20 protein-coding genes are annotated in these 21,473 nt (G+C 64.8%); 9 read left to right on the forward strand and 11 right to left on the reverse strand.

All coding sequences use genetic code 11. The features are described from left to right. Positions 1-40: 40 nt before the first annotated feature. Together VG320_RS29335 and gltA are read right to left on the reverse strand one after the other, a co-directional pair. Positions 41-2,308, reverse strand: a complete 2,268-nt coding sequence (locus VG320_RS29335) for an amylo-alpha-1,6-glucosidase (RefSeq protein ID WP_327203583.1) — start codon at positions 2,306-2,308, stop codon at positions 41-43. A 298-nt stretch (positions 2,309-2,606) separates the two neighbouring features. Beyond that, the gene (gene gltA, locus VG320_RS29340; protein WP_327203584.1) at positions 2,607-3,908 is read right to left on the reverse strand and encodes a citrate synthase; all 1,302 of its coding nucleotides are present in this window, start codon (positions 3,906-3,908) and stop codon (positions 2,607-2,609) included. A 379-nt stretch (positions 3,909-4,287) separates the two neighbouring features. On the opposite strand from gltA, the gene VG320_RS29345 reads away from it, so the two are divergent. Continuing rightward, positions 4,288-4,689: a hypothetical protein gene (locus tag VG320_RS29345; RefSeq protein ID WP_103703499.1), complete on the forward strand. Its 402-nt coding sequence runs from the start codon at positions 4,288-4,290 to the stop codon at positions 4,687-4,689. 206 nt (positions 4,690-4,895) lie between these two features. On the opposite strand, the gene VG320_RS29350 is transcribed toward VG320_RS29345, so the two are convergent. The 3 genes from VG320_RS29350 to VG320_RS29360 form a co-directional block, all read right to left on the reverse strand. Beyond that, a complete protein-coding gene (locus tag VG320_RS29350) occupies positions 4,896-5,681 on the reverse strand; it encodes an alpha/beta hydrolase (protein WP_327203609.1) in 786 nt (261 codons plus the stop codon). Positions 5,682-5,947: 266 nt separating this feature from the next. Next, positions 5,948-7,039: a rod shape-determining protein gene (locus VG320_RS29355; protein WP_327203585.1), complete on the reverse strand. Its 1,092-nt coding sequence runs from the start codon at positions 7,037-7,039 to the stop codon at positions 5,948-5,950. A gap of 386 nt (positions 7,040-7,425) precedes the next feature. Continuing rightward, positions 7,426-8,070 carry an alpha/beta hydrolase gene (locus VG320_RS29360; RefSeq protein ID WP_327203586.1) on the reverse strand — a complete coding sequence of 215 codons (645 nt, stop codon included), beginning with the start codon at positions 8,068-8,070 and terminating at the stop codon, positions 7,426-7,428. Positions 8,071-8,388: 318 nt separating this feature from the next. On the opposite strand from VG320_RS29360, the gene VG320_RS29365 reads away from it, so the two are divergent. Then, complete coding sequence (locus tag VG320_RS29365; protein ID WP_327203587.1) at positions 8,389-9,984, forward strand: DHA2 family efflux MFS transporter permease subunit; 1,596 nt, start codon at positions 8,389-8,391, stop codon at positions 9,982-9,984. A gap of 40 nt (positions 9,985-10,024) precedes the next feature. Here VG320_RS29365 and VG320_RS29370 read toward each other — a convergent pair whose 3' ends face one another. Further along, positions 10,025-11,269: an FAD-binding oxidoreductase gene (locus tag VG320_RS29370; RefSeq protein ID WP_327203588.1), complete on the reverse strand. Its 1,245-nt coding sequence runs from the start codon at positions 11,267-11,269 to the stop codon at positions 10,025-10,027. Positions 11,270-11,317: 48 nt separating this feature from the next. After that, on the reverse strand, positions 11,318-12,136 hold the full coding sequence (locus VG320_RS29375) for an ABC transporter substrate-binding protein (RefSeq protein WP_327203589.1): 819 nt from the start codon (positions 12,134-12,136) through the stop codon (positions 11,318-11,320). 145 nt (positions 12,137-12,281) lie between these two features. Between VG320_RS29375 and VG320_RS29380 the strand changes: the two genes are divergently transcribed. The 4 genes from VG320_RS29380 (at position 12,282) to VG320_RS29395 (ending at position 15,593) form a co-directional block, all read left to right on the forward strand. Then, positions 12,282-13,286 (forward strand): ornithine cyclodeaminase family protein, encoded by a 1,005-nt coding sequence (locus VG320_RS29380; RefSeq protein WP_327203590.1) that lies wholly within the window; start codon positions 12,282-12,284, stop codon positions 13,284-13,286. Positions 13,287-13,336: 50 nt separating this feature from the next. Further along, positions 13,337-14,005 carry a helix-turn-helix transcriptional regulator gene (locus VG320_RS29385; protein ID WP_327203591.1) on the forward strand — a complete coding sequence of 223 codons (669 nt, stop codon included), beginning with the start codon at positions 13,337-13,339 and terminating at the stop codon, positions 14,003-14,005. Between the two features lie 98 nt (positions 14,006-14,103). Then, entirely contained in the window at positions 14,104-15,018 is a 915-nt protein-coding gene (locus tag VG320_RS29390) for a glutaminase (RefSeq protein ID WP_327203592.1), read from the forward strand. Positions 15,019-15,218: 200 nt separating this feature from the next. After that, a complete protein-coding gene (locus VG320_RS29395) occupies positions 15,219-15,593 on the forward strand; it encodes a hypothetical protein (protein WP_327203593.1) in 375 nt (124 codons plus the stop codon). A gap of 63 nt (positions 15,594-15,656) precedes the next feature. On the opposite strand, the gene VG320_RS29400 is transcribed toward VG320_RS29395, so the two are convergent. Next, positions 15,657-15,944 (reverse strand): hypothetical protein, encoded by a 288-nt coding sequence (locus tag VG320_RS29400; RefSeq protein ID WP_327203594.1) that lies wholly within the window; start codon positions 15,942-15,944, stop codon positions 15,657-15,659. A gap of 345 nt (positions 15,945-16,289) precedes the next feature. On the opposite strand from VG320_RS29400, the gene VG320_RS29410 reads away from it, so the two are divergent. Further along, positions 16,290-17,099 carry a PadR family transcriptional regulator gene (locus tag VG320_RS29410; protein WP_414696159.1) on the forward strand — a complete coding sequence of 270 codons (810 nt, stop codon included), beginning with the start codon at positions 16,290-16,292 and terminating at the stop codon, positions 17,097-17,099. 58 nt (positions 17,100-17,157) lie between these two features. After that, complete coding sequence (locus VG320_RS29415; RefSeq protein WP_327203597.1) at positions 17,158-17,967, forward strand: siderophore-interacting protein; 810 nt, start codon at positions 17,158-17,160, stop codon at positions 17,965-17,967. Positions 17,968-18,030: 63 nt separating this feature from the next. On the opposite strand, the gene VG320_RS29420 is transcribed toward VG320_RS29415, so the two are convergent. Further along, positions 18,031-18,960, reverse strand: a complete 930-nt coding sequence (locus VG320_RS29420; protein ID WP_327203598.1) for a LysR family transcriptional regulator — start codon at positions 18,958-18,960, stop codon at positions 18,031-18,033. A 120-nt stretch (positions 18,961-19,080) separates the two neighbouring features. Here VG320_RS29420 and VG320_RS29425 point away from each other — a divergent pair, with 120 nt between their 5' ends. Continuing rightward, positions 19,081-19,683, forward strand: coding sequence for an NADPH-dependent F420 reductase (locus VG320_RS29425; RefSeq protein WP_327203599.1), 603 nt, complete (start codon positions 19,081-19,083; stop codon positions 19,681-19,683). Here VG320_RS29425 and VG320_RS29430 read toward each other — a convergent pair. After that, positions 19,680-20,765 carry an alpha-hydroxy acid oxidase gene (locus tag VG320_RS29430; RefSeq protein ID WP_327203600.1) on the reverse strand — a complete coding sequence of 362 codons (1,086 nt, stop codon included), beginning with the start codon at positions 20,763-20,765 and terminating at the stop codon, positions 19,680-19,682. The two genes, VG320_RS29425 and VG320_RS29430, sit on opposite strands and share 4 nt — an antisense overlap. 8 nt (positions 20,766-20,773) lie before the next feature. Further along, positions 20,774-21,460, reverse strand: coding sequence for a Fe2+-dependent dioxygenase (locus VG320_RS29435; RefSeq protein WP_327203601.1), 687 nt, complete (start codon positions 21,458-21,460; stop codon positions 20,774-20,776). Between the last annotated feature and the right edge of the window lie 13 nt (positions 21,461-21,473).

The following is a 21,473-nucleotide window of genomic DNA, read 5'->3' on the forward strand; positions in this document are numbered from 1 at the left end:
AGATTCACCCCAACGCGGGATCGCCGCGCATTTCACGGCATTACAGCACCGCCACGACCTTCACATCGCTGCGGTCCGCCGACGCCACCACCTTGCCGTCCACGCGGCGGAACGTGAGCGTGACCGAAGCGTTGCCCACGCGCATATGCCCCACTTCTAGCCAGTCGATGCCTTCGGGCAGCATCGGCTGCTCGACGCGCACCTCGTGGCGCGCGGCGTCGATGCTCACGCCCAGACACGCCTCGAGCATCATGAACGGCGAACCCGCCGCCCACGCCTGCGGCAGACACGCAACCGGGTACGCCGTCGGCGGCTCGCCACGGCGGCGCGGGAAGCCGCAGAACAGCTCGGGCAAGCGCATATCGAAGGTCACCGCCGCTTCAAACAGGGCCTGCAACAGCCGCACGGCCGCTTCCTTGCGTCCATAGCGCGCGAGTCCACGCGCGCACAGCGCATTGTCGTGCGGCCAGACCGAGCCGTTGTGATACGCCATCGGATTGAAGCGCGCCTGCCCCGCCGCCAGCGTACGCACGCCCCAGCCCGTATGGAACAACGCCGATTCGAGCGTTTCCGCCACCGCGCGGCCACGCTCGTACTCCGGCAACCCGAACGCGAGCAGATGCCCCGCATTCGACGCCAGCACGCGGCACAGCTCGCCATGACCGTCCAGCGCGATGCCGTAGAACTGCGACTCCGGCATCCAGTATTTATCTTCGACGCAGCGGCGGATCTTCGCGGCGCGGCCTGCGTAGCGCGCGGCCTCTTCCACCAGACCGCGATGCGTGGCGAACTTCGCCATCGTTTCGAAGGCCGCGCTCGCGTAGGCCTGAACTTCAACCAGCGCGATCGGGCCATCGGGAAAGCGCCCGTCCGCATGAAACACCGAATCGTGGCTGTCTTTCCAGCCCTGATTCGCGAGGCCGCCTTCGGATTCGCGCCGATAGTCGAGCAGGCCGAGTTTGTTGCGCTCGCAAACACCTGCGACCCACGCGGCAGCGCGTTCGAGCGCCGGCCACAGTTCATCGATCAGCGCCATATCGCCGGTACGCTCGGCGTAAGCGCCCGCCAGCACGACGAACAGCGGCGTGGAATCCACTCCGCCGTAATAGAGCGCGAACGGCACTTCACCGGTGGCCGCCATTTCGCTCTTGCGCATCTCGTGCATGATCTTGCCGACCGCGGCATCGCGAAACGCCGAATCCTCGCGCGCCTGATGCGCCGCCAGAAAGCGCAGCACGCCGCGCGCCAGCGCCGGTTGCAGCCAGAGCGTCTGCAGCGAGGTAATGATCGCGTCGCGGCCAAATGGCGTGGAGAACCACGGAATACCCGCGTACGGGTACGGTCCGGTCGGCAGATCGGTGGTCAAGAGGCCGAGATCTGCAATCGAGCGGTTGATCCACGCATTGAAGAGCGGATTGCTGGAACGCACGTGCCCCGTCTGGCGACGCCGTTCGCGCATGACGATGTGCGCGTCGACGAGCGCGGCGCGCACCGCCGCGCGGCCCACGCTCTGTCCGTTCGCGGCGAGACAATGTTGCGGACGGATAATGCCCGCGCTCGGTGAATCGGCCGCAACGCCTTCGAGCGGCTCGACTTCGATCGACACGGTGAGATAGAGCGATACGCAAGCCTGCGCGGGCAACTCGACGGAGAAGTCCGCGCGATCCGCCAGCAGCTTGTCCGGCTTCGGCGAGAACTCGATACACACGCGCCGCGCGACCTTGTCCAGGCCGATGTATTCGAGCCGCACCTCGTTGCCGTCCACACGCGGCGGCTTGAGTTCGCCGCGCACTTCGCGCTTGAGGCCGCGCACTTCGAACATGTCGCGGAAGTCGCTCGCGAACGACACCGACAGCGGCACCACGGCGTCTTCGGTGCCGTAGTTGGTGAGTTCGATGGCCTCGGTCATCATCGTGCCCGAGAGCACGCGCTCGCGTTCGACGTGAATCACGCCTTCGGGCGTGCTGGTGCCGCCGAGCGGCGGCAAGGGACGATTGGTGAGGTGGGCGGTAAAGGCCGTGTTGTCGCTGCTCACGCTGCCGGACAGCAGCGAAGGCACGCGCCCGCCAAAGGTCAGGCGCAGCGACGACAGCACGCGCGTGTCGTTCACAAACAGCCCGTCGTCGATGCCGGTGATATCGCCAAGCGGATCGTTGACGATGAAGGTATCGCCCGACTTCAGCACGTGCTGGTCGGCGCTGGCGACTTCGGGGGTTTCGGGCGCAATAAAGACGCCGTCGGGAGAATGATCGGGGTGATCCACGCCGCTGGAACGCGTCACGCCGCCGAGTGTTTCAGGATCCTGCATTGCCTGCCTCCTCTCTAACCATTGCCAGATCAGTGCATCTAGGTGCTGCGTCCGAACGATTGTAGTGGCTATGCAGCCGTTCGCGCGAATACCGGGCAGGCATCCGATGTGCTTGCGCGTTCGACATATGCATCGTCGCGCACGGCCCCGGAAATAATTACGGGCGCCGGCACGGTAAAACGTGCGGGCGCCCGTCGATCGCTGCACGACGGCTTGTGGCCGTCGCGCGCTCGTCACAACGTTATGCGTCAATGCATGGCGTGGCGATCTTGTTTACGCATTAGCGAAACTGGCGGGTTTAACGTTGCGCGATCGGCTTCGCTTCGCGCGGCGCATTGCCGACGAAGAGCTGACGCGGGCGGCCGATCTTCTGTTCCGGATCGCCGATCATTTCGTTCCATTGCGCGATCCAGCCCACCGTGCGCGCCATCGCGAAGATGCAGGTGAACATCGCCGTGGGGATGCCCAGCGCGCGCTGCACGATGCCCGAGTAGAAGTCGACGTTCGGGTACAGCTTGCGCGACACGAAGTATTCGTCTTCGAGCGCGATCTTTTCGAGCGCCATCGCGAGCTTGAACAGCGGATCGTCGTGCAGGCCCAGTTCGTTGAGCACTTCGTGGCACGTTTCGCGCATCAGCTTGGCGCGCGGATCGTAGTTCTTGTAGACGCGGTGGCCAAAGCCCATCAGCTTCACGCCCGAGTTCTTGTCCTTCACCTGCTCGATGAACTTCGGAATGTTGTCGACCGAGCCGATTTCTTCGAGCATGTTCAGCGCGGCTTCGTTCGCGCCGCCGTGCGCCGGGCCCCACAGACAGGCGATGCCCGCCGCGATACACGCAAACGGATTCGCACCCGAAGAACCTGCCAGACGCACCGTCGAGGTCGACGCGTTTTGCTCGTGGTCGGCGTGCAGGATCAGGATGCGGTCGAGCGCGCGCACCAGCACGTCGTTGACCTTGTAGTCCTCGGCCGGGTTCGAGAACATCATCTGCATGAAGTTCGCGCTGTACGAGAGGTCGTTGCGCGGATACACGAAGGGCTGGCCCACCGTGTACTTGTACGCCATCGCCACCAGCGTGGGCAGCTTGGCGATCATGCGGATCGCGGACACTTCACGATGCTTCGGATCGTTGATGTCGAGCGAGTCGTGATAGAAGGCCGACAGCGCGCCAACAGCCGCGACCAGAATCGCCATCGGGTGCGCGTCGCGACGGAAGCCACGGAAGAAGAAGTGCATCTGCTCGTGAACCATCGTGTGGTTCGTGACAGTGGCGACGAACTCGTCCTTCTGCGCTTGCGTGGGCAGTTCGCCCTTGAGCAGCAGATAGCAGCTTTCGAGGAAGTCGGCGTTCTGCGCAAGATTGTCGATCGGGTAGCCGCGATACAGCAGTTCGCCCTTGTCGCCGTCGATATAGGTGATCGCCGAGTTGCACGCCGCCGTCGACATGAAGCCCGGATCGTACGTGAACATGCCGGTCTGGCCGTACAGCTTGCGGATATCGATCACGTCCGGGCCCTGCGTGCCCTTGTAGACCGGCAGCTCGACGCCTTCAGCGTGGCCGGGGATCGTGAGTGTGGCGTGTGTCTTCGAATCGATCATGTCCTGTCCTTGCATTTGCATTCAATTGCACTCAAGTGCCGTTACTTCGCAAGACGCAGCGCCGCACAAGGGCTTTTCTGCCCGGCTTCACTGCGACCACTTGCCGCATTCTACGCCGCGTCGCAGCAGCGATTGATAGCGAGACCAGCAACAATGCCTCTTCGGATCAACAACATTGAATGCTTGCAGCTTGCTTAATCCCGATTTATGCAACAATATTTTGCCTGTGCAGCGCAACATCAAGGCGCCGTATCTGCGATACTGGTTCCCATGCATTGACTTCCCCTGTCTTGCATGCATCTTTCGGCCCGCCTTCCTTTTGGCGGGCCTTTTTTACTTAGGCCACACGCGCTGTACGCAAAACGTAAGGAAAGAACAGATGAACATCTCGATCGACACCCTGTTCGCTGAAGACGAACTTGCAGAGGGCGCCGTTGTTACGGCTCTCAATCACCAGGACATCGTCGTCGCGCTCTCAGCGGCCCTCGCCTCGGAACGGGTGGCGGTGCTCCACATGCTCTACCCGCGCACCGACGCGCGCACGCACGCCAGCCTCGACGCACTCGTCGCGGCACTGCACGGCCACGGCCTGCACCAGGTCGCGCGCCTCGTCTCGCAGGAAGCGCACTACCTCGTGTTCAAGGACCCCGTGAAGGCATGGAAGGCCTTCCACGAAATCCGCAACGACTCGCTCGCCATCGGCGTGCATCTGTACTACGCGGGCCTGGTTGGCGAAGCCGCCGAGAACAAGCTCGACGCGCACGCGCACGGCCGCGACTAAGCGATCCGCCACACTCGCCCAGCTGGCCGCGCCGTTGCTGTTGGCCAGCCGGGCCGTTGGCGACCACTTCCGTTTCATGACGAATTTCGCGCGATTGACGCACGTTTTTCTGCATGAAAATTAGTTCGGACTGCCATTTGTTGACACGCAGACGACGATGGCCGCATCAAGCGGCCATCGTGTGCATTCAAACGTAAATCGGCAAATCAGCGGCCGTGGCCGCTTGCGAACTGGTCGATCAGATCATTGAACGCGGCAGGGCGCGCGAGGTTCATGCCGTGCGAGGCGCCCTCCACCGTCGCGCGGCGCGCGTCGGGCATCCATTCTTCCAGCGCAGCCGCAGCGCGCTGGAACATCACCGGGCTCAATTCCCCGTCGATCAGCAGCACGGGGCACGTCACCTCGGCGGCCTCTTCACGCGTATAGGCAGCAAGCGGATCGAGGAATTGCGGACCCAGCGTATGCGCGTTGTCGATCGCCATGCGGCGGAACGACTGCGTGCTTTTGGCCCAGAAACCGGGACGGCTCACCGAATCGACGAACAGTTCCAGTCCGCCGTCCACGTCGCCTGCATCGATCAGTTGCACGGCGCGGGCGCGCAGCGCGTTGACCGTCTCGGGCAGCTTCGCGAGGGTCTGGCCGGGCTGCTGCACCGGGCCGCCCGGATCGGCGAGCGTGAGCGACTGCAGATGTTGCGGATAACGCCGCGCGAAGTGGTACGCAACCGAGCCGCCGCGCGAATGGCCGATCACGTGCGCCGGTCCCGCGCCGAGGGCGTCGATAAATTGCGCGACCTCGTCGGCGTGACGGCTCCAGCTAAACGGCTCGCCTCGCGCGCTGTCGGGCGCGGGCCAGTAGTGCGTGAGGCTCACGGACACGCAGCGGTAGTGCTCGCCCAGGCCCGCAAGCTGCGGCTGCCAGTAGCGGTAATCACAAAGCGACCCGTGGATAAACAGGAGCAATTCGCCCTTGCCCGTTTCGACATAGGGCATGGGCTGCCCGCCGGGCAGTTCGACGAACGACCCGGGAGCGGGAAATACGGCTTGATTCACGGCTGGATGATGACTGACGAAAGCTGACGAAGGAACAGCGCTGACGAAACAACACAGCCATTTCGCTGCGGCGCCCGACGTTTTTCAGGGTAATGGAAAAGCAAAAGGCGCGTATTGTCGCACGAGCGCGCCCGCCCCGCGCGGCCTGAGTTTCGGCGGCGCCTCCGTCAGCTTTCTATAAGCTTTCGATTTGCGCGCAGGCAGGCTCAGTCGTAGGCGCTGAAAGCGGGCTGATCCGCCGCCACGGCCCCCGCAGCGGCCGCGCCCGCGCCGCGTACCGCGCAGGTCAGTGGCGCATCGGCCACACGTACCGGCACGCCCAGTTCGGCCGCGAGACATTGGTCGAGGCGGCCCAGCAGCGCACCGCCGCCAGTCAGCACGATGCCGCTATCGGCGATATCGGTCACGAGTTCGGGCGGCGCGCTCTCGAACACCTGACGCACCACGCCGATCACCTGGCGCAGCGGAAGCGCCAGCGCATCGGCGATATCCTCGCTGGTGATTTCGATGGTACGCGGCAGGCCGTCGTCGAGACTGCGGCCGGTCGCGCGCATGCGCCCGATCGGCTCGCCGCGCAGCGCGCTGCCAATGGTCATTTTGACGAACTCGGCGGTCTGCTCGCCGAGGATCACGCCGTAGAGGTTGCGTACGTGCTCGATGATGGCGCGGTCGAACTGGTCGCCGCCCACGCGCAGCGACCCGCCGCACGCCACGCTGCCCAGCGCGATGACGCCCACTTCGGTGGTGCCGCCGCCAATATCGACGACCATCGATCCGGTCGCCGCGCCCACCGGCAAGCCCGCGCCCAGCGCGGAGGCCAGCGACTCGTCGATCAGATTCACGCTGGCCGCGCCCGAGGCGAAAGCCGCCTCGCGGATCGCGCGGCGCTCCACCCGGGTGGCGTCGCCGGGCACGCAGACCGTGAACGCCGAACGGCGGCTCAGCAGACGGCGCGGCCGCGCCATGGCGACGAAGCGGCGCATCATGTGCTCGGCGGCGAGAAAGTCAGCGATCACGCCGTGCGACAGCGGCTTCACCGTTTCGAGGTTTTGCGGCGCGCGCCCGACCAGCGCCTTGGCCTGGACGCCCACGGCCGCGACGCTCGCTTCAGCGCTCTTGCCTTTGCCCTTGTAGCCGTTGCGATCGAAGCAGACGACCGAAGGCTGGTCCAGCACGATGCCCTCTTGAGCCGTGTAGATCAGCGTGTTGGCCGTGCCGAGGTCGACCGCCACCGTGTTGCGGTCGGTGTGGCGGGACAGTTTGTGCAGAAGTGAAGATTGCCGCGTGGCTCGGGCCATGTCGTCGTTGTGTTTGAGGAGCGCGCGCGCCGGCGGCACACTCCCGGAATTCGAACCCGGCGCTTAGTGGTCAAAACTAGTCGTCAAAAACAATCGTCTGAATAATCAGTAACAGTCTGAACAATCAGCTGAACTATCCAATCCCCGATGGGACGATTCCGCTGACGAATGCTGTATCCGACGTGTATTGCGACTGCGCGTCGGGCGCATGGGGCCTCGACGGCCCATTGGCTCTGTTTACGGCACAAGCCGCGCGAGACTTTAACCGCAACAGAAATAACCGGGCAGCTTAAACGCGAAGTGTGGAAAAAATGCGTCAGGCCGCAACAAGGTGCGGCCTGATGAGATTGACAAGGCGCGACGGGCGTCGCGCTCGATAATGTTATTTAACCCAACGCGCGCACCAGCGCATCGCGGCCGAGCATCGCGCCCTGCGCCGTGATCGTGTGACCGACACCCGGCAGCGCGTAGGCGGCCACGGCGTAGCCCGCGTCGCTGAACGCGGTGGCGGCGCGTTCAAGCTCCTGCACGGGTATCACGGAATCGTCGTCGCCATGCACGAGCGTGAGCGGCGTACGGTTTTGCGCGACAACCGGGGCCGAGAGCCGGCCGGCGTAAGCGACCACCGCCGCAAAGCCGGTGGGCTGCGTCGCCACCAGATACAGCGACATGATCGAGCCTTGCGAGAAACCCACCAGCGCGAGCGCGTCGGCGGCGAGGCCCCAGTGCGCGAGTTCGTCGGCCAGACGCTTTTGCAGGATCGGCGCCGCGGCGATCACGCGCGCGCCGCGATTCGCTTCGTTGACGTCGCGCAGACTGAACCACTGACGCCCGCCAAAACCGCCGTCGAACGGCTCACTGCCATCCAGCGACGCGAACGCGACGCCCGGCAGCGCATCGCGCCACGCATCGGCGAGCGGCATCAGATCGCGTGCGTTGCTGCCCACGCCGTGCAGCAGCACGACCAGCGCGCGCGGCGCGCCGTCGGCCGGCGCGAGACGCCAGCCACCATCGAATTGTTCCCAGCTCATTCTCGAAATCCCCTGTGGGCGTGTGTCATATCAATGCAGAAAGCGCGCGGAGGTCCAGCCGCAGGCATTGCGCTTGCGATCCTCCGCGCCAGCCGCAAGGATACGCCGGGCTTGCAGGACGCGTCGCCACGTCCGCCACCCGAAAGCCAGCAGCAAGGCTGAGCCGCTACCAGGCCGCCGCGAATTCCCTTTGCCGCGTGGGGATGCTTACACGGGCGTCCATGGCATTTGCCGATTGCGGTTATCCTTGCCGCAAAACCGGCCCGCCGTGCGCGGGCCTTCCCTGTTTTGCAGCACCGAAACACGCGGAGAAGAAGCTTGAACCAGCCTGCCGCCTCGGCCACGCCGCCTGCACCGCCCAAACCGCCTGCGCCACCCGCACCGCCCCCGCCGCTCGAAGGCGGCCGGCTGATCCTCGCGACCGTCGCGGTGGCGCTCGCGACCTTCATGAACGTGCTGGACACCTCGATCGCCAACGTCGCCATCCCGACGATCTCGGGCGACCTGGGCGTGTCGGTGGACGAAGGCACCTGGGTCATCACCGTGTTCGCCGCGGCCAACGCCGTCTCGATTCCGCTCACCGGCTGGCTCACCCAGCGTTTTGGCCAGGTGCGGCTGTTCGTGGCGTCGATTCTCTCGTTCGTGCTCGCCTCGTGGCTGTGCGGCATTGCGCCGAGCCTGCCCTTCCTGCTGATCGCGCGCGTGTTGCAAGGCGCGGTGGCCGGCCCGCTGATTCCGCTTTCGCAGGCGATCCTGCTCGGCTCCTGGCCCAAGGACAAATCCTCCACCGCACTCGCGTTCTGGGCCATGACGACGACGGTCGGCCCGATCGCCGGCCCGGCGCTGGGCGGCTGGATCACGGACAGCTACAACTGGTCGTGGATCTTCTACATCAATATTCCGGTGGGCCTGTTCGCGGGCTTCGTGACGTGGAGCATCTACCGCAACCGCGAATCGCCGACGCGCAAGCCGCCCATCGATATCGTGGGTCTGGGCCTGCTGATCGCATGGGTCGCCTCGCTGCAGATCCTGCTCGACAAGGGCAAGGACCTCGACTGGTTCAATTCGCCGCTGATCGTCGGGCTGGGTGTCGTGGCGTTGATCAGCTTCGCCTTCTTCCTCGTGTGGGAATTGACCGAAGCGAATCCGATCGTCGATCTGCGGCTATTCGGCCAGCGCAACTTCCTGGGCGGCACGATTGCGATTTCGGTGGCATACGGCGTGTTCTTCGGCAATCTCGTGTTATTGCCGCAGTGGATGCAGGAGTATCTGAACTACCGCTCCGTCGATGCGGGGCTGGTGACCGCGCCGCTCGGCATTTTCGCCGTGATTCTCGCGCCGGTGGTGGGCCGCATCCTGCCGCGCTCGGACGCCCGCGTGATCGCGACCTGCGCGTTCGTGCTGTTCGCCGTGGTGTTCTTCATGCGCTCGAAATACGTGATCGAAATCGACACGTTCCATCTCGTGCTGCCCACCCTGCTGCAGGGCATTCCGATGGCGCTGTTCTTCGTGCCGCTGACCGCGATCATTCTCGCGGGGCAACCGCCCGGGCGGATTCCGGCAGCGGCGGGCCTGTCGAACTTCGTTCGCGTGTTCTGCGGCGCGGTGGGCACGTCGATCGCGACGAATGCCTGGAACAACCGCACGGTACTGCACCACGAACGCCTTACCGAACAGGCCTCAATCGACAATCCGGTATTCCGCCAGTCGATCGAAAACACGCAAACGCTGCTGCATATAAGCGAGCCATCGGCGCGCGCGCTGTTCGATTTCCAGTTGACCACGCAGGCCGCGATGATGGGCCTGAACGATATCTTCTATATCTCGGCGATCATTTTTCTCGCCATCATCCCGCTCATCTGGATCACGAAGTCGACGCGCGGTGGTGGCGGTGGCGCGGCCGGAGCGCATTGACGACACACATCGACGCTATGCCGACTGCGCGCCCGCGCGCTCAGGCAAAGCGCATCGGCGAGTACGGCGTGGGATCGGTGAAAGGCGTCTCGCCCGCGATCAGTTCGGCGACGAGTCGCCCCGTCACCGGGCCGAGCGTGAGGCCATGATGGTTATGGCCGAACGCGAACCACAGCCCCGCGTGACGCGGCGCGGGCCCGAGCAGCGGACGCATGTCCGGCGTGCAGGGGCGCATGCCCATCCACGGCGTGGCGTCGAGGCGCTCGCCCAGACCGAACACGGGCCGCGCGGCGCGCTCGGCGGCGTCTAGCTGCGTGTAGTTGGGCGGCCGGTTGCGCGTGGCCAGTTCCACGCCGGTCGTCAGACGCAGGCCGCGGCGCATCGGCGCGACCACGTAACCGCCTTCGATATCGACGATCGGACGCAACAGCGGCGCGCCCGCCGTGCTCGCGTAGTGCATGTGGTAGCCGCGCTTGGCCATGAGCGGCACGCGGTAGCCAAGCGGCGCCGTCACCTGATCCGACCACGGCCCCATGGCCACCACGGCCAGTTCGGCGGCGAGCGGACCCTCGTCGGTCTGCACCTCCCAGCCACTGCCCCGCGCGCGCAACGTGCACGCGTCGCCCTTCGCAAAATGGCCGCCTTCACGCAGAAATAGCTGCGCATACCCCTTCACGAGCGCCCCGGGATCGGCCACGCTCGCCGGATCGATCCAGTGGATCGCGCCCGCATAGCCTTCGCCTAGCGATGCCTCGGCGGCGCGCAGTCCTGCGGCGTCGAAAATTTCCGTGCCCAGATGATGTTCGGCGGCCAGTTGCTGTGCCGCTTCGCGCTCGCGCTCGAACGCCTGCGGCGAGCGATACGCTTCCAGCCAGCCAATCGGGCGCACGAGCGCACGCAGATCAGTGCGCCCGATTAGGGCTTCATGTTCGGCGACGGAGCGCGAGATGAGCGGCAGCATGTCGCGCGCCGCTCCCGCCAGGCGCTGCGGCGCCGACTCGCGCCAGAACGCTGCCAGCCAGCGCGCGTAGGCAGGCAACGAACGCACGTCGTAACGCAGCATCGTCGAGTCATTGCGCGCGAGACGCAACAACGTGCGCCAGTCGCGCGGAAAGCCATACGGCACCACCGACGACGACTCGATCAGCCCCGCGTTGCCGTAACTCGTCTCCTCGCCGGGCGCGCGCCGGTCCACCAGCGTGACGCGCACACCGCGCGCCTGCAGATGCAGCGCGACACTCACGCCGACGATGCCCGCGCCGAGTACGATCGCGTCCTTGCTCATGCCATTCCTCTGGAGTCCGTAGCGGTTTGCATCGCCATGCCTATGCCATCACTTCGCCACGATATCGCGGCCAAAGTATTTCATCGAGAGCTTCGTGAGCGTGCCGTCCTGACGCAGCGAATCGAGCGCCGCGACCAGCTTCGCCTTGAGCGCCGGATCGTTTTTGCGCAAGCCCAAACCGGTGCCCTCGCCCAGCGTGGCGGGGTCCTTGAGCGGCGCACCCGCGAAATCGAAGCCCTTGCCCTGCGGCTTCGAGAGAAAACCATCGGTGGCAGTCTGCACTTCCTGCACTGCGCCGTCCAGACGCCCGGCCGCGAGGTCAGCGAAAATCTGGTCCTGATTCTCATAGGTGACGATCGACACGCCCTGCGGCGCCCAGTGCTTGCGCACGAAATCTTCCTGCGTCGAGCCTTGCAGCACGCCAATCTGCTTGCCCTTGAGGCTGGCAGGCGTGGGTTGCAGCCCCGAGTCACGCTTCGCAACCATCTGGATCGGCATGACGTAGACGGCCGGCGTGAATTCGATCTGCTGACGACGCTTGTCCGTGATGTTCATCGCCGAATTGATGACATCGAACTTGCGCGCTTCGAGCGCCGCGATCAGGCCGTCGAAGCTGTTTTCCACCCACACGCACTTGACCTGCATGCGCTGGCACACCGCATTGCCGATGTCGATATCGAAGCCCTGCAACTGGCCGGACGGCGCCTTGCTCTCGAACGGCGGATACGACGCCTCCACGCCGAAGCGCAAGGTCTGCGGGTCCTGCGCGTGCGCCACGCCCGCCATCATGCCGAGCCCAGCACCGAGTACAGCGGCCAGTCCCACAAGGCGCGCACGGCGCGCGTAGCGAATCGTCTTCCTGTTCATCGTCGTCACCATAGTCGTAATGAGGTCGGGCAGGCGGCGCACGGGAAGGCGTGCCGCGGCCACAGGGCGAATATAGACGAAAAATAAAAATAAAGTCTAGAATAGACAAAAAGGTCCACGCAGAAAGTTTCCACAGGAGTCCAGCATGACCGTAACGACCCTCCCGGGTGCGGGCGCCGCACCGTTCATCGTCAACGCCGCGCAGGTGCGCGCCGCACTGCCCGCCCTCGACGTGCGCGGCGCCCTTGCGAGCATGTTCGGCGCGCTTGGCCGCGGCGGCGCCGTGCAGCCACCGCAAACGCTTACCGTGTTTCCGCAGCAGGCGGGCGACTACATTACCTACCTGGGCGTGCTGGCCGAAGCCGGCGTGTTCGGCGCGAAGCTGTCGCCCTATATCGCGGGCGTGGACGGCGCAAAGCCCATCATCACGGCCTGGACCGCGCTGATGTCGATGCAGACCGGCCAGCCGCTCATGTGGTGCGACTCGGCGCTCCTGACGACCGAGCGCACCGCGGGCACCACCGCACTGGCCGTCGAGCAGCTTGCACCGCGTGAAGCGCGCCGCCTCGCCGTGATCGGCGCGGGAGACGTGGCGCTTGCGCATATTCGCCATGTCGCGCCGTTGCGCGAATGGGAACGCATCAACGTGTGGTCGCCGTCGCTGGCAGAACCGTCGGTTGCAAACAATACGGAGCGCGCCGCCCAGATCCGCGCCGCCGACACGCGCGTGCACATCGCGCCGACCGTTCAGGCCTGCGTCGCCGATGCCGACGTCGTCATGCTCTGCACCTCATCGGGCAAGCCCGTGCTTGCGCTCGACGCGCTCACAAAACCCGCGCTCATCACCTCGATTAGCACCAACGTCGCGCACGCACACGAAATCGACCCGGCCGCGCTGCCCACGCTCGACGTCTATTGCGACTACCGCAGCACCACGCCGCAAAGTGCGGGCGAAATGACGATCGCCGCGCGCGAGCACGGCTGGTCGCCCGAGGCGATCGTCGGCGATCTCGGCGAACTCGCCAACGACACCTGCCCGCGCCCCGGCTACACGCGTCATGTGTTCTTCCGCTCGATCGGCCTGGGCCTCGAAGACATGGCGGTGGCCTACGCGCTTTACTCGCTTCTGCGCGAACCGCAGGCGCGATAAGCAGTATCATCGTCGTCCTCTTCGATGTGACACCCGACGGTCCCTGCCCGATGCAGAAAACTAAACCCGCCAGCAAAAAGGCGCCGCCGCACTCCGTGTCGCGCGCGCGCCTGCTCGAACGCTACGCGCACGTGGCGGACAGCATCACCACGCTGTTCTTCCCGTTTGCCGAAGTGGTGATCCACGATCTCGCGGATCAGACCGTGGCGTATCTCTCGAACAATCTGTCGAAGCGCGAGATCGGCGACGATTCCGCGCTCGAGGACGTCGAGGAAACCACGCGCAACAAGCTGCTCGGCCCCTACGAAAAAGTGAACTGGGACGGGCGGCGCATGCGCTGCGTCAGCACCGCCCTGTTCGACGACGAGGGTCGCGCCGCGGGCGTCATGTGCATCAACTTCAACATCGCCGCGTTCGACGACATGCGCTCGACGCTCGATCTGTTCCTGCGTGGCGCGGGTGTGATCGCGCAACCGGAGGAACTGTTCAAGGACGACTGGCAGGAGCGCATCAATACCTTTCTGCACGGCTGGCTGCGCGAGCGTCAGATCGCCCTCAACGCGCTCACCCGCGAGCATCGGCGCGAGCTGGTCGAAGCGCTCCATGCCGAAGGCGCCTTCAAGGGCAAGAGTTCGGCGAACTATGTGGCCAAGGTGCTGGGCATGGGACGCGCCACGGTCTACAAGCATCTGCGCGAGATGAAAGGCGACGGCGCCTGAATGACGTTGCCGCGCAGGCATCGCGCCTGCGCGCATGAATCGCTACAATCGCCGGACTGCGGCGCGCGCCTGGCCCGCCGCCCTTTCCCGCGATGTCCATGAACTACACGCCTATCCTCGACGCGATCCATCGCGACCTGCAACCGCATATCGGCCGTGGCCGCGTCGCCGATTACATCCCGGAACTCGCCAACGTGAGCGCCGATCATTTCGGCATGGCGATCGTCACCGTGGATGGTCAGGTTCACCGCACCGGCGACGCCGACGTGCGCTTCTCAATCCAGAGCATCTCCAAGCTGTTCGCCTGCACGCTGGCGTTCCAGTTGCTGGGCGACGCACTCTGGGAACGCGTGGGCCGCGAGCCGTCGGGCACGGCGTTCAACTCGCTCGTGCAGCTCGAATTCGAAGGCGGCAAGCCGCGCAATCCGTTCATCAACGCGGGCGCGCTGGTGGTCACCGACGTGCTGTGCCGCCGCTTCGTGCAGGCCGAAACGGCACTCGTGGATTTCGTGCGGAGGCTCTCGGGCGCAGGCAGTATCGGCTACGACCTCAAGGTGGCGCAGTCGGAACTCGCGCACGCCGAGCGCAACCGCGCGATGGCGCATTTCATCGCCAGCTTCGGCAATCTGGAAATGGCCGCCGATGCGGTGATCGACGCTTACTGCCGGCAGTGCGCGATCTCGATGAGCTGCGTGGAGTTGGCGCGCGCGGCGCTGTTTCTCGCCAACGGCGGCGTGTCGCCGGTGAACGGCGAGCAGGTGCTCGACGCCAGTTCGGCCAAGCGGCTTTCGGCGCTGATGCTGACTTGCGGCACCTACGATGCGGCGGGCGACTTTGTGTATCGCGTTGGCCTGCCGGCCAAAAGCGGCGTAGGCGGCGGGATCGTCGCGGTGCTGCCGGGCGAGTTCGCTGTATGCGTGTGGTCCCCGGGGCTCGACGCCAACGGGAATTCGCAGGTGGGTTCGCTGGCGCTGGAGTGGCTGACCACGCGCACTGGGCGATCGATTTTTTGAAGAATCGACGGCCCGGCATCAAACGCCTGAAGACGTTGAACGTCATTTCCCGTACAAGTCGACGCGCCGTTTCAAAGCTCGCATTACTGGTGTGGCGAAAATAGCGAAGCCAGGCAATCGTATTTTTGAAATGGTTTTTTTGAGCGTCATCATAAGGCAACAAACGTTGAATCGTGTTTGTAGCTAAATGGGGGCGTGTCATGGGAAACGGACTTGTTTGGGCGGCAATTCCTCACAACAGTGATGGCGTCGTGTTCCAGGTTCGCGTAATTCGTGGACTTCAACGTTTCCATATCCCACGCCGGGTGCTTGAAGAGGTGTTTGGCCTTGTGTTTCCTGCATCTGATGCAGGGCAACTCGAACTCTTTTATCGACACGCCCATCACATCCTGAGTCGGGCCATGCATAAACGTCCGATTGCGGCTGCCGATACCGCCGCGCTTCAGGCTACCGATTTCACCACTGTCATGAAGGCGCAACCGGGCGGCGTCGGTTCCTTCGACGGCAATCTGGACGATTATCAGCAGTTCCTGCGCGACGAAGCCCGTCGCACGCGCGAAGAGGCCGGCGCATAGCGGCAGGTCTGCGTCTGGGATATTCCCGGGCCGCCGGGCGCGTCTCTCCCAGACGCCGTCCATTCACTTTCCGGCGCGATACCAATGCGCATAGAGCGATGCCATGGCCCGGAAGTCAGTGATGCCAAGCATATTGACCTCGCGTCCGTTCGCTATCTCTGACACGACTCTTTTGAAATCGTCGTCGACTTTCAAAAGCATGTCCAAAACGCCGATGCTTTGGAGCGTCGCAATCTTCGGCGCAGATTCGCCGGTGAACACCATAGGCAAACCGGCTGGATACGCCTGGACCACGAGCGGCCAGTGCGACTCGAGCAAACCCGCGAGATCTAGTTGCTGGGATAAATCCATCGCTTCTCCAATCGTTACCGACTCGTTGGGTCGGCAACGCTATCAAGTACGTCTGTCTGTTTGATTACCGCGCGCCCCTCGCGACACGCCCGACACTCGCTCGCGAATAAGCCAGGCCCTGCGCCGCGCTCCATCTAAACCCATCCCTTTGTAAAACGGCTGTCGCACTCTACCGTGTCCCCGCCGATTTCAGTCTACCGGCCGCCCTCTCGCTTCCGACCCCAATATTTTCGCGCATTCCGGCCACCTTGCTGTGCACTCGCTCCCCCAAAATTATCTTTGACAAACACTCTTAAGATATATATCTTAAGACACATCTTAAGACACTCAGAGACAGGAGGCCTCATGCGCCACCATCATCATTCCGGTCACCACGCACACCACGGCCGCCACGGCCACGGCGCTCGCGACGCTCGTGACTTTTTCGATGCCTTCGGCCGCAGCGATTTCGCCGATGCCCGTTCCGCCATGCGCCATCCCCTGCATGCACTGCGCGCGCTGCGCCATGCCATGGGTCGCCACGGCGGCGACGGTCGCGGCAATTTCGGCGATCGCTTTGGCGACGGCTTTGGCCGTGGCTTCGGCGGCCCTGGCGGCTTTGGCGACGGCGACGGTTTCGGCCGTGGCCGCAAGTTCACCTCGGAAGACCTGCAATTCATGCTGCTGGCGCTGCTCGCCGAGCGCCCGAGCCACGGCTACGAGCTGATCAAGGCGCTGGATTCGCGCTCGAACGGTTTCTACAGCCCGAGTCCCGGCATGGTTTATCCGGCCCTCACGTATCTGGAAGAACTCGGCTATGTGAGCGTGACGCTCGAAGGCAATCGCAAGCGCTACGAACTGTCCGAAGAGGGCCGCGCCCATCTGGACGCCAACCGCGAACGCGCAGACCTGATCCTTGCCAAGCTCACGCATTTCGGCCGCAAGATGGATCTGATGCGCCGCGCGTTCGCCGGTGAAGATCCCGCCGACGGCAGCGGCTGGGTCCGCGAGCTGATCGAGGCGCGCCGCGCCTTCAAGCACGCACTGCTGCGCCGCACGGACGCGTCGCCCGAAGAACAGCGCCGCATCGCCGCCATCATCGTGCGCGCCACCCAGGAAATTGAAAACGGCGGCGAGAACGTCAAGCCGGACGAAGGCGCGAATCCCGGCGCGTAATCACCGCGCCCGCCTCTTCACCGTCGCAACGTCAGCCGCTTATTTATCGGAGTCATAGATGCAGAATCAATCCAATCTCGAAGTCGTCCGCGTACGCCATCCGCTGAAATTCCGCCTGCTGCGCGTCACGCGTGTGGAGGCGCTGTCGTCCGCGCTTGTGCGCGTCACGCTGACCGGCGACTTGAGCGACTTCGTCTCGGCGTCGTTCGACGATCACGTGAAGGTGTTTTTCCCAGCCCCGGGCGAGGACAAGCCCACGTTGCCGAGTCTCGGCCCGGACGGCATCGCCTTCCCCGATGGCGTCGAGCGCCCCGCCGCGCGCGATTACACGCCGCGCCGCTTCGACAACAACGCCAACGAGCTCGATCTGGAGTTCGCGCTGCACGAAGCGGGTCCCGCCACCGCGTGGGCGGCGCAGGCGCAACCGGGCCAGTATCTGGGCCTGGGCGGCCCGCGCGGCTCGATGGTGATTCCCACCGGCTTCGACTGGCATTTGCTGGTCGGCGACGAAACCGCGCTGCCCGCCATCCAGCGCCGCCTGAGCGAACTGCCGTCGGGCGCGCGCGCTGCCGTGGTCGTGGAAGTGGCGAGCCGCTCGGCACGCATCGAGCTGCCGACTGAAGCCGATCTCTTCGCGACGTGGCTCTATCGCGACGAACTGGAATCGGAACAACCGCTTGTCGATGCGCTCGGCGAAGTCTGGCTGCCGCCCGGCGAAGGCTATGTGTGGGCGGCTGGGGAAGCGTCGGCGATGCGTGCCGTGCGAGCCTACCTGGTCAACGAACGCGGCGTCGACAAGAAGCGCATCCGCGCGTCGGCGTATTGGCGTCGTGGTGCGCAGGCGACGCACGAAACCATCGACGATTGAAAGCGGACGATTCGTTACGGATGACCGGCCAGCGCCGAACGGTTTTCGCCGCCGGCGTTGCACTCATTCGATGCTTCCGGCCAGCCGTTCGGCCAGCCGATCCCGTTCGAACGCCTCGACCACAAAGTCGACAAACACGCGCGTTTTGGCCGGCATGAGCGCGCGGGTCGCGTAGTAGATCGAAATCGATCCGGCGTCTGCGTACCAGTGCGGCAGCAATCGAATGAGTTCGCCCCGCTCGATCGACGCCAGCACGTCTGACACCGACAGCAGCGCCACGCCCAGTCCCTGTATCGCCGCTTCCCGCATCGCGGCGGGGTCGTTGAAAACGATGGTCTCGCGAAGTTGCGCGGGTTGTTCGCTGCCGGCCCGGTCGCGCATCGTCCGTTGACGCACGCGTCCGGTATGGCCCGAGCGCATCACAATGCCGTCGAGTGGCGCGAGACCACCGGGATCGACCGGCGGCACGCGGCCCGACATATAGGCCGGCGACGCGACCGCCACCAGATGCACGGGCGCGAGCGTTCGCGACACCACACCCGGTGCAAGCTCGAACCCCCCACCCAGCGCCGCATCGAATCCCTCCGCGATCAGATCGACAGGCCGGTTCTCGAACTGCCAATCCAGACGGATCATCGGATAGCGCGCGCGAAACGCCGGCAGCAGCGGCATGACATACGCGATGCCGAAGGTCGGCGCGAGACTCACTTTCAGCACGCCGGCCGGTTCGCTCCGATCGGTCGAGACCGACGCGATCGCGGCCTGCAAAGCGTCCAGATTGGCGCCTATTTCCATGAGAAAGCGCTCGCCCGCCTCGGTCAGCGTGAGCTTGCGCGTCGAGCGCTGGAACAGCCGCACGCCAAGATTGCGCTCCAGCAGCGCGACATTGCGGCTGACCGCGGCGGGCGTCAATGCCAGCCGCCGCGCGGCTGCCGAGAAGCTGCCCATTTCGGCGCTGCGCACGAACGATTCGAGGTTGGTGAGGGTTTCCATGTCGGTATTAAAGCATCGCTTGAAAATGATTCAAGCGATTACCGGCTAAAAACCGATCAATAAACGCGCCATGATTCGCTCACTGAACACAACCTCTTAATCAGGAATCAGGAGCAAGTTATGAGCACCATCGGCATCATCGGAGCAGGCGCCATTGGCTCTGCGTTCGCGAAAGCGCTCGCCGCCAAGGGCCTCAAAGCCATCATCGCCAATAGCCGCGGCCCGGAATCGCTTGCCGATCTCGCCCGCGAACTCGGCCCCTCGATCACGCCTGGCACGCGCGAGCAGGCGGCGGCTCAGGATATCGTGCTGGTCGCCGTGAACTGGTCGAAACTGCCGTCGGCCTTGAGCGGCTTGCCGGACTTTGGCGGGCGCATCGTGATCGACACGAACAACCCCATCGAGGCGCCGCTGTTCCAGCCCGCCGATCTGCATGGCCGGGCGTCGAGTACGGTCCTGGCGGAAATGGTGCCGGGCGCGCGCGTCGTGAAGGCGTTCAATCATCTGCCCGCGCATCTCATTTCCGCCGATCCGCATGCCGAAGGTGGCCGCCGCGTGCTGTTCTATGCGGGCGACGATGCGCTCGCGAAATCCGCTGTGAGCGCCCTGATCGAGCAGATCGGCTTCTTCGGCGTCGATCTGGGTTCGCTGCAGGACGGCGGAAGTCTGATTCAGATTCCGGGCGGCCCGCTCGCGGTGTTGAAGCTCGCCAGATTCGACTAGCGCACAGTCGCGCGCGGCACGCTCGCGAGTTGCGGCACGCCCGCGAGCGCCATCGCCGCCTCAAGCTCGGTCTGCAGGATCGTCAGCATATGCGCGACGCCCGCCACGCCGCCCACCGCGAGCGCGTGCAGCACCGGCTGGCCTAGCAGCACGGCCTGAGCGCCAAGCGCGAGCGCCTTGAGCACATCGGTGCCGCGCCGCACGCCGCCGTCCAGCAGCACTGGCACGCGGCCCTGGACGGCGGCGGCGATTTCCGGCAGCACTTCGACCGTCGCCGGGACGGTGTCGAGCGTGCGGCCGCCGTGATTCGACACGATCAGGGCCGCCGCGCCCGCCGCCAGCGCGCTCGCGACATCGGCGGGATTGAGGATGCCTTTGAGCACGACCGGCAATGTCGTGGCGCGGCAGAGCCGTTCGATATCGGCCCATGTCGGCGCTGTCGCGAGCATGCCCTTGAATACCGGGCTGCCCGCACGGCTGTCGGCGGCGCTCGCGCGCGCAAAGCCATTTAGATTCACCGATTCGACACCCGGCGGCAGACGAAAGCCCGCGCGCTGCTCCACGTTGCGAATGCCGTTGACGGGCGCATCCACGGTGACAACCAGCGCGCGATACCCCGCCTGCTCCGCGCGGCGCACGAGCGTGAGCGTGTCGTCCCAGTGCGGCTGCAGATAGAGCTGAAACCACAGCGGCGCGCTCGAGGCCTGCGCAATGGTTTCGAGCGCGACGCTCGCCTGAGTGCTCACCGTCATCCAGGTACGCGTGAGCGACGCCGCCTGCGCGGTGGCCATCTCGCCCGGCTCGTAGACCAGCTTGTGCCACGCGGTCGGCCCAATCAGGATCGGATAGTCGAGCGTTTCGCCAAAGAGCGTGGTGCGCGCGCTCGCCGTGGACAGATCGACCAGCGCACGCGGCATGATCCGCACGCGCTCGAAGGCACGGCGGTTCTCCTGCTGCGTGATGCCGTCGGCAGCCGCGCCGGCGATATAGGCGCGAATCGCCGGATCGACGCGCGCGTGAAAATAGCGTTCGTAGTCGAACAGGGAAACGCAATCGGCGGGAATCATCGTTGTGGCGCTCATCGCGGGCCTCAGAGTTCCGACCAGCGGCGCAGCAGGTTGTGATAGTGATTCACGAGACCATGCACGGCGGGATGCTCGTCGCCCATTTCGGCTCGGATCGCGATGATCGAACGATCCAGTTCGTAGAGCACGGTGCGGCAGGTTTCGTCTTTGACGAGCGATTGCGCCCAGAAAAACGAGGCCCAACGCGCGCCGCGCGTCACCGGCATCACGCGATGCAGGCTGGACGCGTGATAGACGATCATCGATCCCGCGGCCAGCTTGATTGAACGCGCGCCTTGCGCGTCTTCGACCACGAGTTCGCCGCCGTCGTATTCGTCGGGTTCGGAGAGGAAGAGCGTGCTGGAGACGTCGGCGCGCATACGCATGCCGCCCGTGCCCGGCACGGTCTGAATCGCATTGTCGACATGCGTGCCGAAAGTCATGCCCACGTCGTAGCGATTAAAGCGCGGCGGCAATACGCGTAGCGGCAACGCCGCCGAGTGATAGGTCGCACAGCGCCCGAGCGCATGCAGGATCAGCTCGCCGAGTTCGCGCGCCTGAGCGCTTTCGGCGGGAATCTGCAGATTGCTCTTGGATTTCGCCGCCAGATCGCCCGCGCTCTGGCGGCCATCCACCCATTGCGCCGCTTCGAGCACCTGGCGGCAATGCTGGACTTCGGCGGGCGTGAGTACGTCGGGAATCTGGATGAACATGATTGCCTGGCGG

The sequence above is a fragment of the Paraburkholderia sp. genome, from assembly GCF_035948235.1.
In the GTDB taxonomy this organism is placed as follows: domain Bacteria; phylum Pseudomonadota; class Gammaproteobacteria; order Burkholderiales; family Burkholderiaceae; genus Paraburkholderia.